General features: G+C 65.1%; 19 protein-coding genes. 5 read left to right on the forward strand and 14 right to left on the reverse strand.

The window, feature by feature from the left end; all coding sequences use genetic code 11:
- Positions 1 to 3 precede the first annotated feature (3 nt).
- The 6 genes from mrdA to AC2T4A_RS01060 all read right to left on the reverse strand — a co-directional run bounded on the left by mrdA (position 4) and on the right by AC2T4A_RS01060 (position 5,885).
- Positions 4 to 1,893 carry a penicillin-binding protein 2 gene (mrdA, locus tag AC2T4A_RS01035; RefSeq protein WP_486742562.1) on the reverse strand — a complete coding sequence of 630 codons (1,890 nt, stop codon included), beginning with the start codon at positions 1,891 to 1,893 and terminating at the stop codon, positions 4 to 6.
- Between the two features lie 15 nt (positions 1,894 to 1,908).
- Complete coding sequence (gene rlmH, locus AC2T4A_RS01040; RefSeq protein ID WP_015475414.1) at positions 1,909 to 2,376, reverse strand: 23S rRNA (pseudouridine(1915)-N(3))-methyltransferase RlmH; 468 nt, start codon at positions 2,374 to 2,376, stop codon at positions 1,909 to 1,911.
- 7 nt (positions 2,377 to 2,383) lie between these two features.
- A complete protein-coding gene (gene rsfS / locus AC2T4A_RS01045) occupies positions 2,384 to 2,737 on the reverse strand; it encodes a ribosome silencing factor (protein ID WP_024763994.1) in 354 nt (117 codons plus the stop codon).
- Between the two features lie 19 nt (positions 2,738 to 2,756).
- On the reverse strand, positions 2,757 to 3,413 hold the full coding sequence (gene nadD / locus AC2T4A_RS01050) for a nicotinate-nucleotide adenylyltransferase (protein ID WP_416746285.1): 657 nt from the start codon (positions 3,411 to 3,413) through the stop codon (positions 2,757 to 2,759).
- Positions 3,413 to 4,678, reverse strand: a complete 1,266-nt coding sequence (locus AC2T4A_RS01055; protein WP_478378491.1) for a glutamate-5-semialdehyde dehydrogenase — start codon at positions 4,676 to 4,678, stop codon at positions 3,413 to 3,415. The genes nadD and AC2T4A_RS01055 overlap by 1 nt, the downstream gene beginning before the upstream one ends.
- Positions 4,679 to 4,862: 184 nt before the next feature.
- A complete protein-coding gene (locus tag AC2T4A_RS01060) occupies positions 4,863 to 5,885 on the reverse strand; it encodes a fimbrial protein (protein ID WP_486742563.1) in 1,023 nt (340 codons plus the stop codon).
- Between the two features lie 434 nt (positions 5,886 to 6,319).
- Between AC2T4A_RS01060 and AC2T4A_RS01065 the strand changes: the two genes are divergently transcribed.
- Positions 6,320 to 7,546 (forward strand): alpha/beta fold hydrolase, encoded by a 1,227-nt coding sequence (locus AC2T4A_RS01065; protein ID WP_416746291.1) that lies wholly within the window; start codon positions 6,320 to 6,322, stop codon positions 7,544 to 7,546.
- Between the two features lie 272 nt (positions 7,547 to 7,818).
- Here the strand turns inward: AC2T4A_RS01065 and AC2T4A_RS01070 are convergent, their stop codons facing one another.
- The gene (locus AC2T4A_RS01070) at positions 7,819 to 8,673 is read right to left on the reverse strand and encodes a class I SAM-dependent methyltransferase (protein WP_416746292.1); all 855 of its coding nucleotides are present in this window, start codon (positions 8,671 to 8,673) and stop codon (positions 7,819 to 7,821) included.
- Positions 8,674 to 8,736: 63 nt separating this feature from the next.
- Here AC2T4A_RS01070 and AC2T4A_RS01075 point away from each other — a divergent pair, with 63 nt between their 5' ends.
- On the forward strand, positions 8,737 to 9,456 hold the full coding sequence (locus AC2T4A_RS01075) for a DNA-3-methyladenine glycosylase (protein ID WP_486742564.1): 720 nt from the start codon (positions 8,737 to 8,739) through the stop codon (positions 9,454 to 9,456).
- Positions 9,453 to 10,769, forward strand: a complete 1,317-nt coding sequence (locus AC2T4A_RS01080; protein WP_486742565.1) for a bifunctional DedA family/phosphatase PAP2 family protein — start codon at positions 9,453 to 9,455, stop codon at positions 10,767 to 10,769. The genes AC2T4A_RS01075 and AC2T4A_RS01080 overlap by 4 nt, the downstream gene beginning before the upstream one ends.
- A 7-nt stretch (positions 10,770 to 10,776) precedes the next feature.
- On the opposite strand, the gene AC2T4A_RS01085 is transcribed toward AC2T4A_RS01080, so the two are convergent.
- On the reverse strand, positions 10,777 to 11,691 hold the full coding sequence (locus tag AC2T4A_RS01085) for a LysR family transcriptional regulator (RefSeq protein ID WP_486742567.1): 915 nt from the start codon (positions 11,689 to 11,691) through the stop codon (positions 10,777 to 10,779).
- Between the two features lie 103 nt (positions 11,692 to 11,794).
- Here AC2T4A_RS01085 and AC2T4A_RS01090 point away from each other — a divergent pair, with 103 nt between their 5' ends.
- Positions 11,795 to 12,082: a putative quinol monooxygenase gene (locus AC2T4A_RS01090; protein WP_416746301.1), complete on the forward strand. Its 288-nt coding sequence runs from the start codon at positions 11,795 to 11,797 to the stop codon at positions 12,080 to 12,082.
- A gap of 25 nt (positions 12,083 to 12,107) precedes the next feature.
- Entirely contained in the window at positions 12,108 to 13,121 is a 1,014-nt protein-coding gene (locus tag AC2T4A_RS01095) for a zinc-binding alcohol dehydrogenase family protein (protein WP_416746303.1), read from the forward strand.
- 157 nt (positions 13,122 to 13,278) lie between these two features.
- Here AC2T4A_RS01095 and AC2T4A_RS01100 read toward each other — a convergent pair whose 3' ends face one another.
- From AC2T4A_RS01100 to AC2T4A_RS01125, 6 genes are all read right to left on the reverse strand, one after another.
- Entirely contained in the window at positions 13,279 to 14,085 is an 807-nt protein-coding gene (locus tag AC2T4A_RS01100; RefSeq protein WP_486742568.1) for a cobalamin-binding protein, read from the reverse strand.
- Positions 14,085 to 14,501 carry an MFS transporter gene (locus AC2T4A_RS01105; RefSeq protein WP_486742569.1) on the reverse strand — a complete coding sequence of 139 codons (417 nt, stop codon included), beginning with the start codon at positions 14,499 to 14,501 and terminating at the stop codon, positions 14,085 to 14,087. The genes AC2T4A_RS01100 and AC2T4A_RS01105 overlap by 1 nt, the downstream gene beginning before the upstream one ends.
- On the reverse strand, positions 14,498 to 15,127 hold the full coding sequence (gene ribA / locus AC2T4A_RS01110; protein WP_416746309.1) for a GTP cyclohydrolase II: 630 nt from the start codon (positions 15,125 to 15,127) through the stop codon (positions 14,498 to 14,500). The genes AC2T4A_RS01105 and ribA overlap by 4 nt, the downstream gene beginning before the upstream one ends.
- Before the next feature lie 133 nt (positions 15,128 to 15,260).
- A complete protein-coding gene (locus AC2T4A_RS01115; RefSeq protein WP_486742570.1) occupies positions 15,261 to 15,908 on the reverse strand; it encodes a retropepsin-like aspartic protease family protein in 648 nt (215 codons plus the stop codon).
- Between the two features lie 5 nt (positions 15,909 to 15,913).
- Positions 15,914 to 16,681, reverse strand: a complete 768-nt coding sequence (locus tag AC2T4A_RS01120) for a substrate-binding periplasmic protein (RefSeq protein ID WP_416746313.1) — start codon at positions 16,679 to 16,681, stop codon at positions 15,914 to 15,916.
- 9 nt (positions 16,682 to 16,690) lie between these two features.
- The gene (locus tag AC2T4A_RS01125) at positions 16,691 to 17,206 is read right to left on the reverse strand and encodes a phosphatidylglycerophosphatase A family protein (protein ID WP_192434968.1); all 516 of its coding nucleotides are present in this window, start codon (positions 17,204 to 17,206) and stop codon (positions 16,691 to 16,693) included.

The following is a 17,206-nucleotide window of genomic DNA, read 5'->3' on the forward strand; positions in this document are numbered from 1 at the left end:
TGGTCATGGTTTGGGCGCCTCCGCCGTGGCCTGCGGTGCGTATTCGGGTTTGAGCTTGCCGGTCTCATCGAGCAGCCAGGCGTCGGTCACCGCCTTGAGCACCGGCGCGGCGACGCCGGAGCCGGACTCGCCGTTCTCCACCATTACCGCCACGGCGATCTGCGGGTTGTCCGCAGGAGCGAAGCCAACGAACAGGGCGTGGTCGCGGTGACGCTCGAGCAGCTTGGAACGGTTGTACTTCTCGCCCTGCTTGATCGCTACCACCTGCGCAGTACCCGACTTGCCGGCGATGCGGTAGACCGACGTGGCGCCGACCTTGTGGGCGGTCCCGCGGGCACCGTGGACCACCTGCTGCATGCCGTAGTCAACCAGGTTCCAGTTGTTCGGGTCCTTGAGCTGGATATCCGGCATCGGGTCCTCGTCCACCGGAGGCTTACCGTCGATGGTCTTGGCCAGGTGCGGGCGAATCCACTTGCCCTTGTTGGCCAGCAGCGCGGTCATCTGCGCCAGTTGCAGCGGCGTGGACTGCATATAGCCCTGGCCGATGCCGAGAATCAGGGTTTCGCCGGGGAACCAGGCCTGCCGGCGCAGGGCGCGCTTCCACTGGCGCGACGGCATCAGGCCGTCGGCTTCACCATACATGTCCAGGGCGACGCGCTGGCCGAAGCCGAACTTGCTCATGTAATCGTGCAGGCGATCGATACCCAGCTTGTGGGCAAGATCGTAGAAGTAGGTGTCGTTGGAACGCATGATCGCGGTTTCCAGGGTTACCCAGCCGTCGCCCATGCGGTTCCAGTTGCGGTACTTGTGGTCGTAGTTCGGCAATTGGTAGTAGCCGGGGTCGAACACGCGACTCGCCGGAGTCACCACGCCAGCATCGAGGCCGGCGATAGCCACTGCGGGTTTCACCGTCGAGCCCGGCGGGTACAGGCCGCGCAGTACGCGGTTGTACAGCGGGCGGTCTTCGGAATCGCGCAGCGCTGCGTAATCCTTGAAGCTGATGCCGGTGACGAACAGGTTGGGGTCGTAGGCTGGCTGGCTGACCATCGCCAGTACTTCGCCAGTAGACGGCTGGATCGCCACGATGGCGCCGCGCCGGCCAGCCAGCGCGGCCTCGGCGGCAGCCTGCAACTTGCTGTCGATGCTCAGTACGATATCGCGCCCAGACACCGGTTCGGTGCGCTTGAGCACGCGCAACACGCGGCCACGGGCGTTGGTCTCGACTTCCTCGTAACCCACCGTGCCGTGCAGCGCATCCTCGTAGAATTTCTCCACGCCGGTCTTGCCGATGTGGTGGGTGCCGGAATAGGCCACCGGGTCGAGCTTCTTCAGCTCCGCCTCGTTGATCCGCCCGACATAGCCGACCGAGTGGGCAAAGTGCTCACCCAACGGGTAATGGCGGACGAACTGCGCGGCCACGTCGACGCCGTTCAGGCGGTACTGGTTCACCGCGATACGGGCAATCTGCTCCTCGGACAGCTCGAACATGATCGGTACCGGCTCGAACGGCCGGCGCCCCTGCTTCATGCGCTTCTCGAAGATGGCCTTGTCTTCCTCGGTGAGGCCGAGGATGTCCACCAGGGTCTTGAGCGTGTCCTGCAGGTTCTCGGTGCGCTCGCGGGTGATGGTCAGGCTGAAACTGGGACGGTTGTCGGCGATGATCACCCCGTTGCGGTCGAAGATCAGCCCGCGATTGGGCGGAATCGGCTGCACGTGGACGCGGTTGTTCTCCGACAGCGTCGAGTGGTAGTCGTACTGCGTCACCTGCAGGTGATACATGCGCGCCACCAGCACCAGGGCGAGCAGGAAGATCGCCACGCCGCCAACGATGACGCGGGCGCGGACCAGTCGGGCGTCCTTCTCGTGGTCCTTGAGCTGTATCGGCTGCGGCATCGAAAACGGCTACGACTACTTGTGGTAGGGGTGCCCGGACAGAACCGTCCAGGCGCGGTAGATCTGCTCGCCGACCAGGATCCGCACCAGCGGGTGCGGCAGGGTCAGCGGCGACAGCGACCAGCGCTGCTCACTGCGCGCGCAGACCTCCGGCGCCAGGCCTTCCGGCCCGCCGACCATGAGGTTGACGGTGCGCGCGTCCAGGCGCCAGCGGTCGAGTTCCTGCGCCAACTGGGGGGTGCTCCAGGGCTTGCCTTCGACTTCCAGGGTGACGATGCGTTCCCCAGGCTGGACCTTGCTCAGCATGGCCTCGCCTTCCTGGCGGATCAGCCGCGCCACGTCGGCATTCTTGCCGCGCGTGTTCAGCGGGATTTCCACCAGTTCCAGGGACAGCTCCGAGGGCAGGCGCTTGACGTACTCCGCCCAGCCCTCTTCCACCCAGCGCGGCATGCGCGAGCCGACCGCGATCAGACGCAGACGCACGACAGGCTTACTCGGCGCTGTGGGACGCGCGGCTCTGCTCGGCGCCCTGCCACAGACGCTCCAGGTCGTAGAACTGGCGGGTGGCCGGCTGCATGACGTGGACCACGACGTTGGCGAGGTCGATCAGGACCCACTCGCCGCCTTCCTGGCCTTCGCTGCCGATCGGGCGAACGCCCTGTTCCTTGACCTTTTCCAGCACGTTGTCGGCCAGCGACTTGACCTGACGGCTGGAGGCGCCGGTGGCGATGACCATGACGTCGGTGATGCTGGTTTTCTCGCGCACGTCGATGACGGTGATGTCCTGCGCCTTGAGATCTTCCAGGGCGGCGATGGTCAGTTCGACCAGTTGTTCGGTTTGCATGTATGACTCTCTAGCTTGATCAGTGGGGCGCCTGGTACAGGCCGTGCGCCTCGATATAGTTCAATACCGCATCCGGCACCAGGTAGCGCACCGAGCGCCCCTGCGACAGGAGTTGGCGGATCTGGGTGGCGGATACTGCAAGCGGCGTCTGCCAGACGAAGGTGATCTGCCCGGCGGGGCCGGTCATTGCCTTCGGGTCGGCAACACTGCGCGCCGCCAGCAGGTCGCGCAGGTCTTCCGGCGGCTCGCTGTCGGCATCCGGGCGCTGCAGCACGACGATATGACAGTGCTCCAGCAACTCTTCCCAGCGATGCCAGGTCGGCAGGCCGCAGAATGCGTCCCAGCCGACCAGCAGGAACAACTGGTCCTGCTCATCCAGCTCCCCACGCAGCGACTCCAGGGTGTCGATGGTGTAGGAGGGTTTGTCACGTTTCAGCTCGCGGTCGTCGACCACCAGCGGGTCGACGCCGGCTACTGCCAGCTCGACCATCGCCAGCCGCTGCTCCGGTTTCACCTGGGGGGTGTCGCGGTGCGGCGGACGGAAATTGGGGATCAGGCGCAACTCGTCGAACTCGAACTGTTCGGCCATCTCCAGCGCGCTGCGCAGGTGACCGATGTGCACCGGGTCGAAGGTGCCACCGAACAGACCGACCCGCCGGGAAAGCGCCTTGTTCATCAGGTCCGCACGTGTCCGTCACCGAACACCACGTATTTCTCGCTGGTCAGGCCTTCCAGGCCGACCGGGCCGCGGGCGTGCAGCTTGTCGGTGGAAATGCCGATCTCAGCGCCCAGGCCGTACTCGAAACCATCGGCGAAGCGAGTCGAGGCGTTGACCATGACCGAGGCCGAGTCCACTTCGGTGAGGAAGCGGCGGGCATCGGTGAAGTTCTCGGTGATGATTGCGTCGGTGTGCTGCGAGCCGTAGGTATTGATGTGCTCGATGGCCGAGTCGAGGCCATCGACGATGCGGATCGACAGGATCGGCGCGTTGTACTCGGTGCGCCAGTCTTCCTCGGTGGCTTCGAGCACATCGGCGCCCAGCAGCGCACGGGTGGCGGCGTCGCCACGCAGTTCCACGCCCTTGTCACGGTAGATGGCAGCCAGCGGCGGCAGCACGCGGTCGGCGATGCCGGCGTGCACCAGCAGCGTCTCCATGGTGTTGCACGGTGCGTAGCGCTGGGTCTTGGCGTTGTCGGCAACGCGGATCGCCTTGTCCAGATCGGCGGCGACGTCGATGTAGACATGGCAGATACCGTCCAGGTGCTTGATCACCGGCACCTTGGCATCGCGGCTGATACGCTCGATCAGGCCCTTGCCGCCGCGCGGAACGATGACGTCCACGTACTCGGGCATGGTGATCAGCGCACCGACAGCGGCACGGTCGGTGGTTTCCACGACCTGCACGACGCTGGCGGGCAGGCCGGCGTCGGCCAGGCCCTTCTGGATGCACGCGGCAATCGCCTGGTTGGAGTGGATCGCCTCGGACCCACCACGCAGGATGGTGGCGTTGCCCGACTTCAGGCACAGGCTGGCGGCGTCAATGGTCACGTTCGGACGGGATTCATAGATGATCCCCACCACGCCCAGCGGCACACGCATCTTGCCCAGCTGGATGCCGGACGGCACGTAGCGCATGTCGCGGATCTCGCCGATCGGGTCCGGCAGCGTGGCGACCTGGCGCAGGCCTTCGATCATGTCGTCGATGCGCGCCGGGGTCAGGGCCAGGCGGTCGAGCATGGCTGGCTCCAGACCGTTGGCACGGCCATTGGCCAGATCCTGTTCGTTGGCTTCGGTCAGCTGGGCGCGGGCGGCGTCCAGGGCATCGGCTGCGGCCAGCAGGGCTTTGTTCTTCTGCGCGGTCGTGGCGCGCGCGACAACGCGCGACGCTTCACGGGCGGCGCGGCCCAGGCGGCTCATATAGTCGAGAACGGACTCGGTCATGATCTAACGCGTCTGCGTGAGGGAAATGATCGAGTATAGCTGGAGCATACCCTTAACGACCAGACGCAGCAGCCAGCCGGCACAGCATAAGCCAGAGCACCTAACCGTCTCCGATTCCAGTGCTCCAGGCGGAGCCGTCGGGCAAGTCCCATCGTCCCGACAAAACTTCAGCAAATATTAAGCGTCATTGGTAATCGAAAGTGTATACCATCGCACCATTTACCGTACCAGGAGCGGGCCTGGCGGCAAGACTGTAATATCTAAGAGCATATTCATAGTTCTGTGTTGTATTCGCCTGAATGCTGCCAAGCGCATTTCTGACCTGTAGCGGAACCGGTGTATTGGCACCTTGACTAACAAGTTGAACGCCAATCCCCTGTGCAGCATCGACTCCTGACTGAACGCCAACAACCCCCTGCGCGGCGGAACTAACAGGAACACCAACCCCATCAAAAGTCACGCCAACCACAGCCGGACTGTCACAGTTCAGCTTGATGGTAAAAGGCACTGGCTTTCCTACCGTCCCCACCCCTACCAAAGTGGAGGCCTGCACAACTCCCAGATCGATAGTCAGGGGAGAAACCGTACTACATGTAATTGAACGAACAGAAACATCGCCGACAAATCCGATATAATTACTAGAACCGCCCAAACCTACTGCCGATTGGTACACTCCGAAACCAAAGCGAGTTTGTGTCTCACTTAAGGCCCCACCCGTTATCTGACCTATTTTGACAAACTCGATTGAAACCGTAACAGAATAAGACAGATCGCTATTCAGGGTCCCCAGCAATGCACTGCGCGTATCACAATGGATTCCCGCGGCATTTTGCATGGGCTGGCCGCTGGAATTACGCAATCGAATACCAAGACCAGCCACCCCTGTTGAATAAACTCCAGGGAGAACTTCCGTGCCAGACCCGTAGTAGCAGGACACTATAGGAGCTCCGGCATATATACTTTGGTTACCATCCGGATTCTGGCAAAGCCCACTAAATGTAAACATCCGCACTGTACCTGGGACAGTACTCCCGTCCGCCAATCCGAATGGAACGGCAATATTATTAGCGGCCTGCAGATAAGGCATGGATGGCATCGAGGTACAACTTGCGGCCTGAGCGGTGCAGGAAAGGCCCAGTACAATCATAGAAAAAATCGCAACCAGAACTTTTCCCACCAGGCAAGAGCAACACATTTTTTTACCCATAGATAACTCCAGCAACCTGAGCCAGGCGAGAAATAGAGCGCTCAGCACTCTCACAGGAAAAGATCGAATAAAAATGTTTAATTAATTTACTTACGAAAAACAAACACGCAAGCCAGATCCCCCCTCAGTCTCTGTAAGATTTCTCCCGAATCGCCGGAGACAGCCAAATACAGCGAACTTGTTTATTTGCATTACCGTCTCCCCCTGAGCAAGAAAGCCCCCAGCGACAAGGCCATTTCCCCGACTCCTTTGCTGGCTTGGCTGGAACCGCTGCGTACACCCGGCGCGCCTCTCCACCGCCCGAAGGTTGGGTAACCAAATTCGTATCGGCTGGTTACTTTGCAAGCATGGCTAATTGCCCCCGCCGTGCTCGCATGCCAGGGAATCAGGCCAGGGAAGAACAACAAGAGGCGGCCCACCGCCGGAGAACTGCCATGCGCTATCGCACCGATTACAGCGCCCAGTCCCTGACCGCCGCCCCGGCGGTGCTGGAACTGGACGGTTGGCAACTGCACTACCAGGCCTTCTCCTCCCGGGAAGATGACACTCGCCCGCCAGTCCTGCTGTTGGGTGGCGCATTCCAGAGCTTCCGCTCCTTTGCCAGCGAGGTCTCGGAGCTGCTCGCCGGGCACCCGGTGATCCTGCTCGACCTGCCCAGCCAGGGCGGCAACCTGCAACTGGCGCCGCAGCTGAGCCTGGAGGACCTGGCTGACCTGATCGCCGCCTTCGCCGAAACGCTGCAGTTGCCACCGCTGATGCCGATCGGGCTGTCCTACGGCTCGGCGCTGGCCGCGCTGTTCGCCGCTCGTCACCCGGCGCGCTGCGGCCGTCTGCTGCTGGCCGGCATCACCGCCTTCGGCCGTCCCGGCGCCCGCGCGCTACTGGTGGAAGCCCTGGCGCGCCTGGAACTGGGCGAGCAGACGCCCTTCGCCCACGGCGTGCTGACCGGCCTGATCAACCCGCTGCGGCTGGCCGACACCGGTGTCTCCCCGGTATTCCGCAAAGCCCTGCTACGCCAATTGCAGCGCCTGACCCCGGCGGAGATCGAACGCTATCGGCAGAACAGCCAGCGCCTGCTGGCCTTCGGCGGCTTCGACCGCCACCCACAATGCCCAACCCTGGTGCTGGCTGGCGAGTACGACCACTTCACCCAGCCCTGGGAACACGCCGAGTTCGCCCATGCCTGCGCGGACGCCGAATTCGCGCTGATCCACAACGCCGACCATCTGGCCCAGTTCGAGCGCCGCGACGCTTGTGCGCGGCTGTACAACCCCTTCCTGCGTGGCGAACCGCTGCCGCGCAGCGCGGCTGGCAGCACTCGCTTCCAGCGCCAGCAACTGCTGCATCTGGAGCGCCGCTTCGAGCCGCGCCTGGCGCCGGCCGACACTCGCGCCGTGCTATGCAATGGCGAAGGCGGCGAGTGGCGTTGCGAATTGGCGGAGCTGGGGTATTTCGGTGGCCTGATTCGCGTCGAGTTGCCGATGGATCGCCCCGCGCGCGGCTGGAAGTTGACCGCCGCCGGACTGCCGGAGCTGGATATCCTGCCGCTGCGCTACAGCGGCGACGGCCTGGCATTCATCTTCGCCCACGGCGACCCACAGGCCAGCGCCGCGCTGGCAGCGATGGTAGTGCCGATGCAGCAGGGGGCGTGTGCGGCTTGATGGTTTGAATGTAGCGATTTCGGAGGTCGGGCTCTTCCCTCTCCCTGAAGGGAGAGGAGACTGGAACGGCATCATGCGAAACGTCAGATGCGCAGGCCTGCACGGAATGACTCCCTCTCCCCCTGGGAGAGGGCTGGGGGGAGAGGGAAGCGCGGGCACAAGCGCCCCGCATTGATAGTGTTCGCGAGCAAGCTCGCTCCTACAAAGAGCAGCTGCAGCGCACCCGGACGGCTGTAGGAGCGAGCTTGCTCGCGAACCGCCCAGCCCAGGCGCTAGACCCGTGCCTCGATCACCCGCACCAGACTCGGCATCCGCCCCTTCGGCAGCCCCAGTCCCACGCCATCCACCTGCGGATCGAGCACGCCCACCCGGCCGAACCCGCAACCGATGAACGCCTCCTCGATCTCCGTCGCACTGCGGTAATGCAGCGGATAACCGCCCCGCGTCAGCCGGCCGATCAGTCCTACGCCCCAGCGGATCTGCCGGTAGCGCGGGTGCTCGCGCAGGTCGGGATACAGCTCGGTCAGGTAGGTCGCCTCGGGGAACACCCGCAGCGCCGAGGACAGGCGACGCCAGAACCCCTCGATCACCGGCCGCTGGAAATAATTCACCAGCCCTTCGGTGATCACCGCCACAGGGCGGTCCGGGTCCAGTTCGGACAGCAGCGCGGCGAGGCACTGCTCGCCCTGCTCGGCGAGGATGTCCACAGCCCGCACGCGGTGCTTGCCGTCCAGCCAGCCCTGCTCCTGCAGCAACGCGGACTTGCGTGCTGCCATGGGCGGCAGGTCGGCTTCCAGGTAGGTCAAGTGCGGATAGCGCTCGCGAAAGCGCCGCCCGCGAGGCGAGAGCCCGCAGGCGATCTCCACCACCTGGCTGACCCCGCGCGACTCGATAGCCTGGGTCAGGCGGGCATCGATCAGCAGGTGACGTTGTAACAGGAAGTCTTCGATATTCAGCCCGAAACCGATCCGCGCGCCCCAGTTGATCGGCGCCACGCAGCCGTGCACCCAGCGGCCGAACGCCGTGGCAAAGGCCGGGTCGGCCAGTTGGTGGCGATACCAGACGTAACCGGTGTAGTGAGCACTGGGGGTGATGTGGGCGCTGTCGGCCCGGATCCGTTCAGCCATGCTTAAGAATCTTGTTGTTATGATTCCCCAGCCTAAGACCGGCCCGAGAACCGCGACAATCCAATGCCCGCCGAACCCAACCTAAGTTTGCCCTGGCCCGGGGCCAATCCCCTGCCGGACGCCTTCTTCAACCGCGACGCCCTGACCGTCGCCCGCGAGCTGCTGGGCAAGGTGATCCGCCACCGGGTCGGTGATCTGTGGCTGTCCGCGCGGATCATCGAGACCGAGGCCTATTACCTGGCCGAGAAAGGCAGCCACGCGTCGCTGGGCTACACCGAAAAGCGCAAGGCGCTGTTTCTCGATGGCGGGCACATCTACATGTATTACGCCCGCGGCGGCGATTCGCTGAACTTCAGCGCCGGCGGCGCAGGCAATGCGGTGCTGATCAAGTCCGGCCACCCCTGGATGGACCGCATCTCCGGTGACGCCTCCCTGGCCTGCATGCGCCAGCTCAACCCCGCCGCCAACGGCAGTGAGCGAGCGCTGGGAAAACTGTGTTCCGGCCAGACCCTGCTCTGCCGTTCGATGGGCCTGAAGGTCCCGGACTGGGACGCCCAGCGCTTCGACCCGCAGCGCCTGTTCGTCGACGATCTCGACGAGACACCCTCGCAAGTTATCCAGGCCGCGCGCCTGGGCATTCCCCACGGCCGCGACGAGCACCTGCAGTACCGTTTCGTCGATGCCGCCTTCGCTCCCTTCTGCACGCGCAACCCACTGCGCCGCGGACAGGTCGAAGGCCATGACTACCACCTGCTCGGAACCCAGGACGCCACCTTCCGATGATCGACCTCGCCGCCTTCAACACCTGGATGGCCACCCATCCGCAATGGCTCGCCCTTGTTCTGTTCCTGGTCGCCTTCCTCGAATGCGCGGCCATCATCGGCATCATCCTGCCCGGCGTGGTGATGCTCTTCGCCATTGCCGTACTGGCCGGCAGCGGCGCGCTGGGGCTGGGGGAAACCCTGGCATTGGCGTTCTTCGGCGGCCTGCTCGGTGACTTGTCGTCCTACTGGATCGGTCGCCACTTCCATCAGGACATCCGCCGCCTGCCGGTGCTGCGCCACCATCCGGAATGGATTGCCAGCGCGGAAGGCTTCTTCCACCGCTATGGCGTGGCGAGCCTGCTGGTGGGTCGCTTCATCGGCGCGCTGCGGCCTTTCCTGCCGATGGTTGCCGGCATGCTGGACATGCCCTTCGGCCGCTTCGTCATCGTCTCCATCATCGCTGCCGCCGGCTGGTCCATCGCCTACCTGGTGCCCGGCTGGGCCACCGGCGCGGCCATGCGCCTGCCGCTGCCCGAAGGCTTCTGGCCGGAAGCCGGGGTGGTTGCCGCGTGCATCGCGGTGGTATTCGCCCTGGTGATCCACGCCGAGCTGCGCAAGGAGCGCAACGCACCGCTGATAGGCGCCGTCGGTTGCTTCGCCCTGCTGTTCGCCCTGCTGATCGGCTGGCCGCATCTGGACGCCCTGGACAAGGGCCTGATGGCGCTGGTGCAGGAGCACCGCCACGCCTGGCTGGACCACGTGATGGTCGCCGTCACCCGTGTGGGCGACTTCCGCACCCAGTTCATCGCCGGCGCGCTGCTGGCCGTACTGCTGGCCGCCCTGCGGCTGTGGCGCCACGCTTTCTTCGCCGCCGGCACCATGGTGGGCACCGCGCTGCTCAATACCACGCTCAAACATCTCTTCGGCCGCGCCCGACCGGAAGTGATCGCCGACCCGCTATCGGCCTTCAGCATGCCCAGCGGGCACAGTTCGGCGTCCTTCGCGTTCTTCCTGGTACTGGGCGTGCTGGCCAGCCGGGAGAAATCGCCGCGCGTGCGCCTGACCTGGATGCTGCTGGCGGTGATCCCCGCCGCCAGCATCGCGATGTCCCGCGTTTACCTGGGCGCCCACTGGCCCAGCGACATCATCGCCGGCGCCCTGCTTGGCGCCGCGGTCTGCGCCGCCAGCCTGTGGATAAGCCAGCGCCGCATCGAATTGCCAGCACTGGCGCCCCGCATCTGGTGGAGCCTGCTGCCGACCGCCCTGGTGCTGCTGGCAGTGGCCAGCGCCTGGGGGCTCTCGGCGGCGATCCACCGCTACGCACCGCTCTGACCCGACCTCAGGCCCAGGGGCGCTCGCGCATCAGTTCGGCGCAGCGCAACTGGACGAATTCCCGCAACTGGGTCACCGCCCGGCTCAGCTGGGCGCGGTGGGTACAGAACAGATTCATCGGCGTGGCTTCGCCCAGATAGTCCGCCAGTGCCACTTCCAGCCGGCCGGCGCGCACGTCCGCCGCTACGTCCAGCCAGGACTTGTACACCAGCCCCTGCCCTGCCACGGCCCAGCGTCGCACCACATCGGCGTCATCGCAGAGGCGGTCGCCGCGCACCGTCACCTCATGCTGCTTGCGGCTGTCGCTGAAGCGCCAGCGCTCATGGGCGCGCCCACCCAGCATGTACAGCAGGCAGTTGTGCCGCTGCAGCTCGTCCGGATGCGTCGGCTTGCCGTGGCGGGAGAAATACTCCGGCGCGGCGCATAACACCCGCCGGTTATCGGGGGCCAACGGCAGCGCCACCAGATTCGAGTCGCCCGGCAAGCCCAGGCGGAAGGCCACATCCACTGGCTGCCGGTAGAGATCGGCCTGACGGTCGCTGATCAGCAGGCGCAGGTTCATCCGCGGGTGCAAGGCCTGGAACTCATCGAGCCAGGGCAGTAACACGTTGCGGCCGAAATCCGAGGGTGCCGACACCTGGAAATTTCCGGCGATCTCACTCTTGCCTCCGGCCAGCAGCTGGCGGCCGTCGTCCAGGCTCTGCAACGCCGCGCGGGCGTGGGCCAGGTACAGCTCGCCCTCGGCGGTCAGGCGCAGGCTGCGGGTGGAGCGGGCGAACAGGCGCACATCCAGTTCGCTTTCCAGGCGCTTGAGCGCGGCACTGGCCACGGCCGGCGACAACTCCAGCTTACGGGCCGCGGCGGAGAGACTGCCGCGCTCGGCGGTGCGGACGAATATCTGCAGGTCGTCGAAACGCAGCATTTTCAAAAATCCTTTGAAAGAGACTCTCTACTTACGCGGTTTTTCTCGCTGACGAAAGAGAGCAGCATGCCCTCACCTTCCCCGCCCAACTGGAGACACCCGGATGAGCCTGACCCTGATCGCCATCATTCGCGCCAAACCCGGCCGCGCCGACAGCCTGCAGGAGCGCCTGCACGGCATGCTCGAACCGTCCCGTGCCGAAGCCGGCTGCCTGCAGTACGACCTGCACCGCGACATCAAGGACGCCGAGCTGATCTACATGATCGAGCAATGGCGCGACGCGGAAGCCCTGGCCGAGCACGAGGCGAGCCCGCACTTCCAGGCCTTCGTCAAGGCCGCCGAACCCGATCTGGCGGAACTCGATATCCGCCTGATGAACCGCATCGACTGACCGCTCAGAGCGCATAGGAATTCCCATGAAAGCCATCGGCTACACCCAGAGCCTGCCCAGCAGCGACGCCAATTCCCTGCTCGACATCCAGCTACCCGAGCCCACGCCCGGCCCGCGCGACCTGCTGGTGGAAGTGCGAGCCATCTCCGTCAACCCGGTGGACACCAAGGTGCGCCAGCGCGCCCAGCCCGCCCCAGGCCAGCACAAGGTGCTCGGCTGGGACGCCAGCGGCGTGGTCCGCGCGGTGGGCAGCGAGGTCAGCCTGTTCAAGCCGGGCGACAAGGTCTGGTATGCCGGCGACCTGACCCGCCCCGGCAGTAACGCCGAGCTGCAATTGGTGGACGAGCGCATCGTCGGCCCGATGCCGCAGAGCCTGGACTTCGCCCACGCCGCCGCGCTGCCGCTGACCACCATCACCGCCTGGGAGTTGCTGTTCGATCGCCTGCAGGTGGCCGAGGGCAGCGCCAGCAAGGGCCAGAGCCTGCTGATCGTCGGCGCGGCCGGCGGCGTTGGCTCGATCCTTACCCAGCTGGCGCGCCAGCTCACCGGCATGACCGTGATCGGCACCGCTTCGCGCCCGGAAACCCAGGAATGGGTGCGCAACCTCGGCGCGCATCACGTGATCGATCACCGCAAGCCGCTGAGCGAAGAGCTCAAGCGCATCGGTGTCGGCGAAGTCACCCACGTGGCCAGCCTCAACCAGACCGAGCAGCATCTGCCCGAAATTGTCGCGAGCCTGCGCCCGCAGGGCCGCCTTGCGCTGATCGACGATCCGGAAAACCTCGACGTGCGCCTGCTCAAGCAGAAGAGCCTGTCGCTGCACTGGGAGTTCATGTACACCCGCTCGATGTTCCAGACCGACGACATGATCGAGCAGCACAAGCTGCTGCAACGCGTGGCCGGCCTGATCGACAGCGGCGTGCTGAAGACCACCCTGGGCGAGCACTTCGGCAAGATCGACGCGGCCAACCTGCGCCGCGCCCATGCGCTGCTGGAAAGCAACACGGCCAAGGGCAAGATCGTGCTGGAAGGCTTCTGACCTCTGGCACCGATGGACTGTAGGGCGGGGTTATCCGCCCTACAGTCTGCTCCTCGCCTCCAGGCACAGAGGTTCGCGAGCAAGCTCGCTCCTACAAAGAGCGCACCGGCGCTTCCGGCAACCTGTAGGAGCGAGCTTGCTCGCGAACCCGTGCGGGTCAGTCGGCGACCTTTGCTCCAGCGAGCAACCGGCAGAGTTTCTCGGTGGCTTCGAGCATCGCAAAGCTGGGCTTCTCCAGGTTGCGATCCGGCACCACCCAGAGCTGCCTGAGCCGCGTGGCGGCAAGCTGCTGCATGCCATTCCAACCGCGCAACTGGTCCTCGCTGGCCGCCAGGATCACCTGCGGGTCACGCGCCAGCACCGCCTCCTGGCCGACCTGCGGCGCCGGCAGATCGAGATCGGCGAACAGGTTGCGACCACCACAGACTTCCAGCGCCTCGCTGATGATCTGCCGACCTCCCACGGTATAGAGCGGGCGATCCCACACCTGGTAGAACACCTTGAGCGGCTGCTCACGGTGGTACTGCGCCCGCAACTGGGCCATGCGCGTATCGAAGGCTTCCGCCAGTTCACGCCCCTTCTCCACCCGTCCCAGGCGCTCGCCGAGTTCGCGGAACTGCCGGGAGATATCTTGCAGACGGTGCGGATCGGCCACGTAGACCGGAATGCCCACGGACTTCAGGCGCTGCAACTGCGCGTCAGGCACGGCGCCAGGCCAGACCAGCAGCAGGTCGGGCTGCAGGGCAAGAATCTGTTCGAGATTGACCTGGCCGTACCGGCCGACGGACGGCAAGCTTTTCAGCGATTCAGGACGCGGCCCGCCATCGAGCAGGCCGGCCAGCCGGTCGGCGGCGCCCAGTTCGAGGACCATGTCGGTGAGCGAAGGGGCCAGGCTGACCACCCGCTCCGCTGCCGCAATGGGGAAACCGGCGAGCAACAGGAGCAGGCAGACGACGCGGCGCATCAGGCCAGTTGGCGCGGCAGGCGGTACAGCCAGAGGATGACCAGGCTGGAGAAGCCCAGCAGCAGGACCGGCACACCATGCAGGTCGACCAGCACCGCCAGGGCACCGATCCAGGCCGGAATGCTGCCCACCAGTGCACCACGGCGCTGCGCGGCGCCCAGTGCCTGCCAGGCCGAAGGCTCGTCCGCGCCATCGCGAGCCTTGCCGGTAGCGATCAGCGCGTGCTTGTAGCGACGGAACAACGGCAGGGTGAGGAACATCGACAGCAGGCCGACGACGAACACCGGCGTGGCCAGCGTGTCCGAGAACGGCGCATCACCCACCAGCGCCAGCATCAGGTGCTGCGGTGCCAGCGCGAGCGCCAGCAGCAGCCACCAGAGCAGATTCAACCGGCGCCGGGCAGCGGCGCGGTTCACGAAGCGGATGCCTCGGCCTCGGCTTCGCCCTGATGCATGTTGCCCAGCATGTGGCCCAGCTTGCCTGCCTTGGTCTGCAGGTAACGCTTGTTGTGCGGGTTCAGGCCCTTCTGCAGCGGCACGCGCTCGGCGACGGTCAGGCCGTAGCCTTCCAGCGCCTTCACCTTGCGCGGGTTGTTGGTCATCAGCTTCAGCGAGCAGACGCCCAGGTGCTTGAGCATCGGCAGGCACATGGCATAGTCACGCTGGTCAGCGCCAAAGCCCAGTGCCAGGTTGGCTTCCACGGTATCGGCACCTTCGTCCTGCAGGGCGTAGGCGCGGATCTTGTTGAGCAGGCCGATGCCACGGCCTTCCTGACGCAAGTACAGCAGGACGCCGCGGCCTTCCTTGGCGATGGCCGACAGTGCGCCCTCGAGTTGGAAACCGCAGTCGCAGCGCAGGCTGAACAGCGCATCGCCGGTAAGGCATTCGGAATGCAGACGCCCCAGCACCGGCAGGCCGTCATCGAGCTTGCCCATGGTCAGGGCGACGTGTTCCTTGCCGGTTTCCTCATCGAGGAAGCCGTGCATGGTGAATTCGCCAAAGGGGGTGGGCAGCTTGGAGGCGGCGACGAAAACGACAGACACCGGAAACTCCTGAAAGATTTATCTAAGGAAGGAGGACCGGCATTGTAGCAGCAGCGCCGGCCGCACCGTCATTGCGAATTCTGCAAGATAAGCATCGACGCTTTTGATAGAAGCCGCGATGGGAAAGGCGGAATCAGTGCTTTGCCTGGATGTACATCACGCCCTGATCTTCCCGCCAGCCCACGCGATTGAGGTAGCTCATGCCCAGCAGGATGTCGGTGGGGAAGTCGCCTTCGAGTACCGCGGCTTCCACTCCCAGCACCTCGACGCCACCGAGCTTCACACTGTTGAGCGTTACCCGCCAGCCCTTGACGGTGCCGCTGGCGGTGGAGGCCATCATCGGTGTGCCGTTGGCGCGGTAATCGAGCCCCAGGCGCCGGGCCTGGCCCTCGTTCATGGCCACCGACGTGGCGCCGGTGTCCACCAGGAACTGCGCATTCTGGTTGTTGATGGTGCCGGCCACCCAGTAATGGCCGCCGGTGCCACGGGCAATGCTGGTCTCGGCACGGGCCGTTGGCGCTGCGTAGCCGGCGTCGTTGTATTCGCGGGACAACTCGTACGTCTGCTCGACTCCACCAACGCGCAGCACCGCCTTGTGGCTGTCGGCGCTGACTACCTGCACGCCTTCGGGCCCGGTCTGGCCGACCTTGAGCAGCTTGCGCTGGCCATCGATGTTGAGCACCGCGGCGCCGGGGAACAGCCCTACCACCCGCACCTGGGGCGCCGCCGTGGCAGCGAAGGCACAGAGTGACAGGCAGATCAGGGCGGACAGGCGCGGCATGAAGATCACTCCTTGGGCGGCAGCAGCGGTTTCAGCGGGGCGTAGGGCCATTGCCAGCGGGCGAAGATGCGCTCCAGTTCGCCGCTGCGGTAGAGCGCCTGCATGCGCGAATCATAGAGCTTGGCCAGCGCGCGCCCACGGTCATTGTTGGCGAAGCCAAGATACAGCGGAATCGAGCCGATATCGGTGATGTGGTAGACGCTGGCGTCGACGCCCCTGGCGTCGATCATCTCTTCCAATTCGGGGCGGGCGTCGATGAAGTAGTCGATGCGATGGCCATCGAGCATCGGCAGCGCCGAGCTGCGCCGCTGCAGTTCGTTGCGCTGCTTGAGGTGATCCAGGTAGCGGTCAAAGGCGTAGCCGCGCATCCACGCCAGGCGGTAGCGATCCAGCGTGGCGAGGGTCGGTTGGGGAGACGTCGTCAGGCCCAGCGCGCCGATGGGGTCGACGTCATAGGGCCAGTGCGGATAGATGATGTGGTCGATTTCGTTACGGTAGGAGCCGACCCAGGCGTCCGCCTCGCCGCGCTGTACCAGCCCGACCGAGCGCACGTAAGGCTCGCTGCGCAGGCTCAGGCGTACGCCTTCGGGTTCGTAGAGCGCCCGCAGGAGGTCCCAGGCCAGGCCACGGCCATCGGCCTGGGTGTAGTTGACCCAGACCTCGCTGACCACGCGGATCTCCCCCGGCAACCCGGCGGGCTTTTCCGCAGGGGCTTCAGCGGCCCAGGCCGACAGCGAGCACAGGCACAGGAGCAGGCACAGCAGTCGGCGCATCGATCTTCCTCAGATCAGCCAGTGGGCCCAACCCCATGTCAGGCCTTGCATCACCAGCCAGGCGAACACGCCGGCCAGCACATCGTCCAGCATGATGCCGACGCCGCCGTGGACGTTGCGGTCGATCCAGCTGATCGGCCAGGGCTTGGCAATGTCGACGATGCGGAACACCACGAAACCGACCAGCAACCACCACCAACCTTCCGGCACCAGCCAGAGGGTGATCCACATGCCGACCATCTCGTCCCAGACGATGCCTTCATGATCGTGCACGCGCAGATCGTCGGCGACTTTGCCGCACAGCCAGAAGCCGAACAGCATGGTGACGCCCAGCATCAGCCAGTAGCCCCAGTCCGGCAGCATCTGCCAGAGTGGTATGAAGGGTAGCGCAACCAGCGAACCCCAGGTGCCCGGCGCCTTGGGCAGGGTGCCCGAGCCGAAGCCGAAAGCCAGGAAGTGCCAGGGATTGCTCCACACCGAATGAGGAACGGGTTGGGCCGGGGCCTGGTTGGGGTGTTCTGTCAC

The organism is Pseudomonas sp. PVC-3-1, from assembly GCF_057444315.1.

What these genes read in the sequence shown, in the direction of transcription:
- mrdA (WP_486742562.1), bottom strand. Translation starts at nt 1,893, where the DNA reads ATGCCGCAGCCGATACAGCTCAAGGACCACGAGAAGGACGCCCGACTG.
- rsfS (WP_024763994.1), bottom strand. Translation starts at nt 2,737, where the DNA reads ATGCAAACCGAACAACTGGTCGAACTGACCATCGCCGCCCTGGAAGAT.
- nadD (WP_416746285.1), bottom strand. Translation starts at nt 3,413, where the DNA reads ATGAACAAGGCGCTTTCCCGGCGGGTCGGTCTGTTCGGTGGCACCTTC.
- AC2T4A_RS01055 (WP_478378491.1), bottom strand. Translation starts at nt 4,678, where the DNA reads ATGACCGAGTCCGTTCTCGACTATATGAGCCGCCTGGGCCGCGCCGCC.
- AC2T4A_RS01060 (WP_486742563.1), bottom strand. Translation starts at nt 5,885, where the DNA reads ATGGGTAAAAAAATGTGTTGCTCTTGCCTGGTGGGAAAAGTTCTGGTT.
- AC2T4A_RS01065 (WP_416746291.1), top strand. Translation starts at nt 6,320, where the DNA reads ATGCGCTATCGCACCGATTACAGCGCCCAGTCCCTGACCGCCGCCCCG.
- AC2T4A_RS01070 (WP_416746292.1), bottom strand. Translation starts at nt 8,673, where the DNA reads ATGGCTGAACGGATCCGGGCCGACAGCGCCCACATCACCCCCAGTGCT.
- AC2T4A_RS01075 (WP_486742564.1), top strand. Translation starts at nt 8,737, where the DNA reads ATGCCCGCCGAACCCAACCTAAGTTTGCCCTGGCCCGGGGCCAATCCC.
- AC2T4A_RS01080 (WP_486742565.1), top strand. Translation starts at nt 9,453, where the DNA reads ATGATCGACCTCGCCGCCTTCAACACCTGGATGGCCACCCATCCGCAA.
- AC2T4A_RS01085 (WP_486742567.1), bottom strand. Translation starts at nt 11,691, where the DNA reads ATGCTGCGTTTCGACGACCTGCAGATATTCGTCCGCACCGCCGAGCGC.
- AC2T4A_RS01090 (WP_416746301.1), top strand. Translation starts at nt 11,795, where the DNA reads ATGAGCCTGACCCTGATCGCCATCATTCGCGCCAAACCCGGCCGCGCC.
- AC2T4A_RS01095 (WP_416746303.1), top strand. Translation starts at nt 12,108, where the DNA reads ATGAAAGCCATCGGCTACACCCAGAGCCTGCCCAGCAGCGACGCCAAT.
- AC2T4A_RS01100 (WP_486742568.1), bottom strand. Translation starts at nt 14,085, where the DNA reads ATGCGCCGCGTCGTCTGCCTGCTCCTGTTGCTCGCCGGTTTCCCCATT.
- AC2T4A_RS01115 (WP_486742570.1), bottom strand. Translation starts at nt 15,908, where the DNA reads ATGCCGCGCCTGTCCGCCCTGATCTGCCTGTCACTCTGTGCCTTCGCT.
- AC2T4A_RS01120 (WP_416746313.1), bottom strand. Translation starts at nt 16,681, where the DNA reads ATGCGCCGACTGCTGTGCCTGCTCCTGTGCCTGTGCTCGCTGTCGGCC.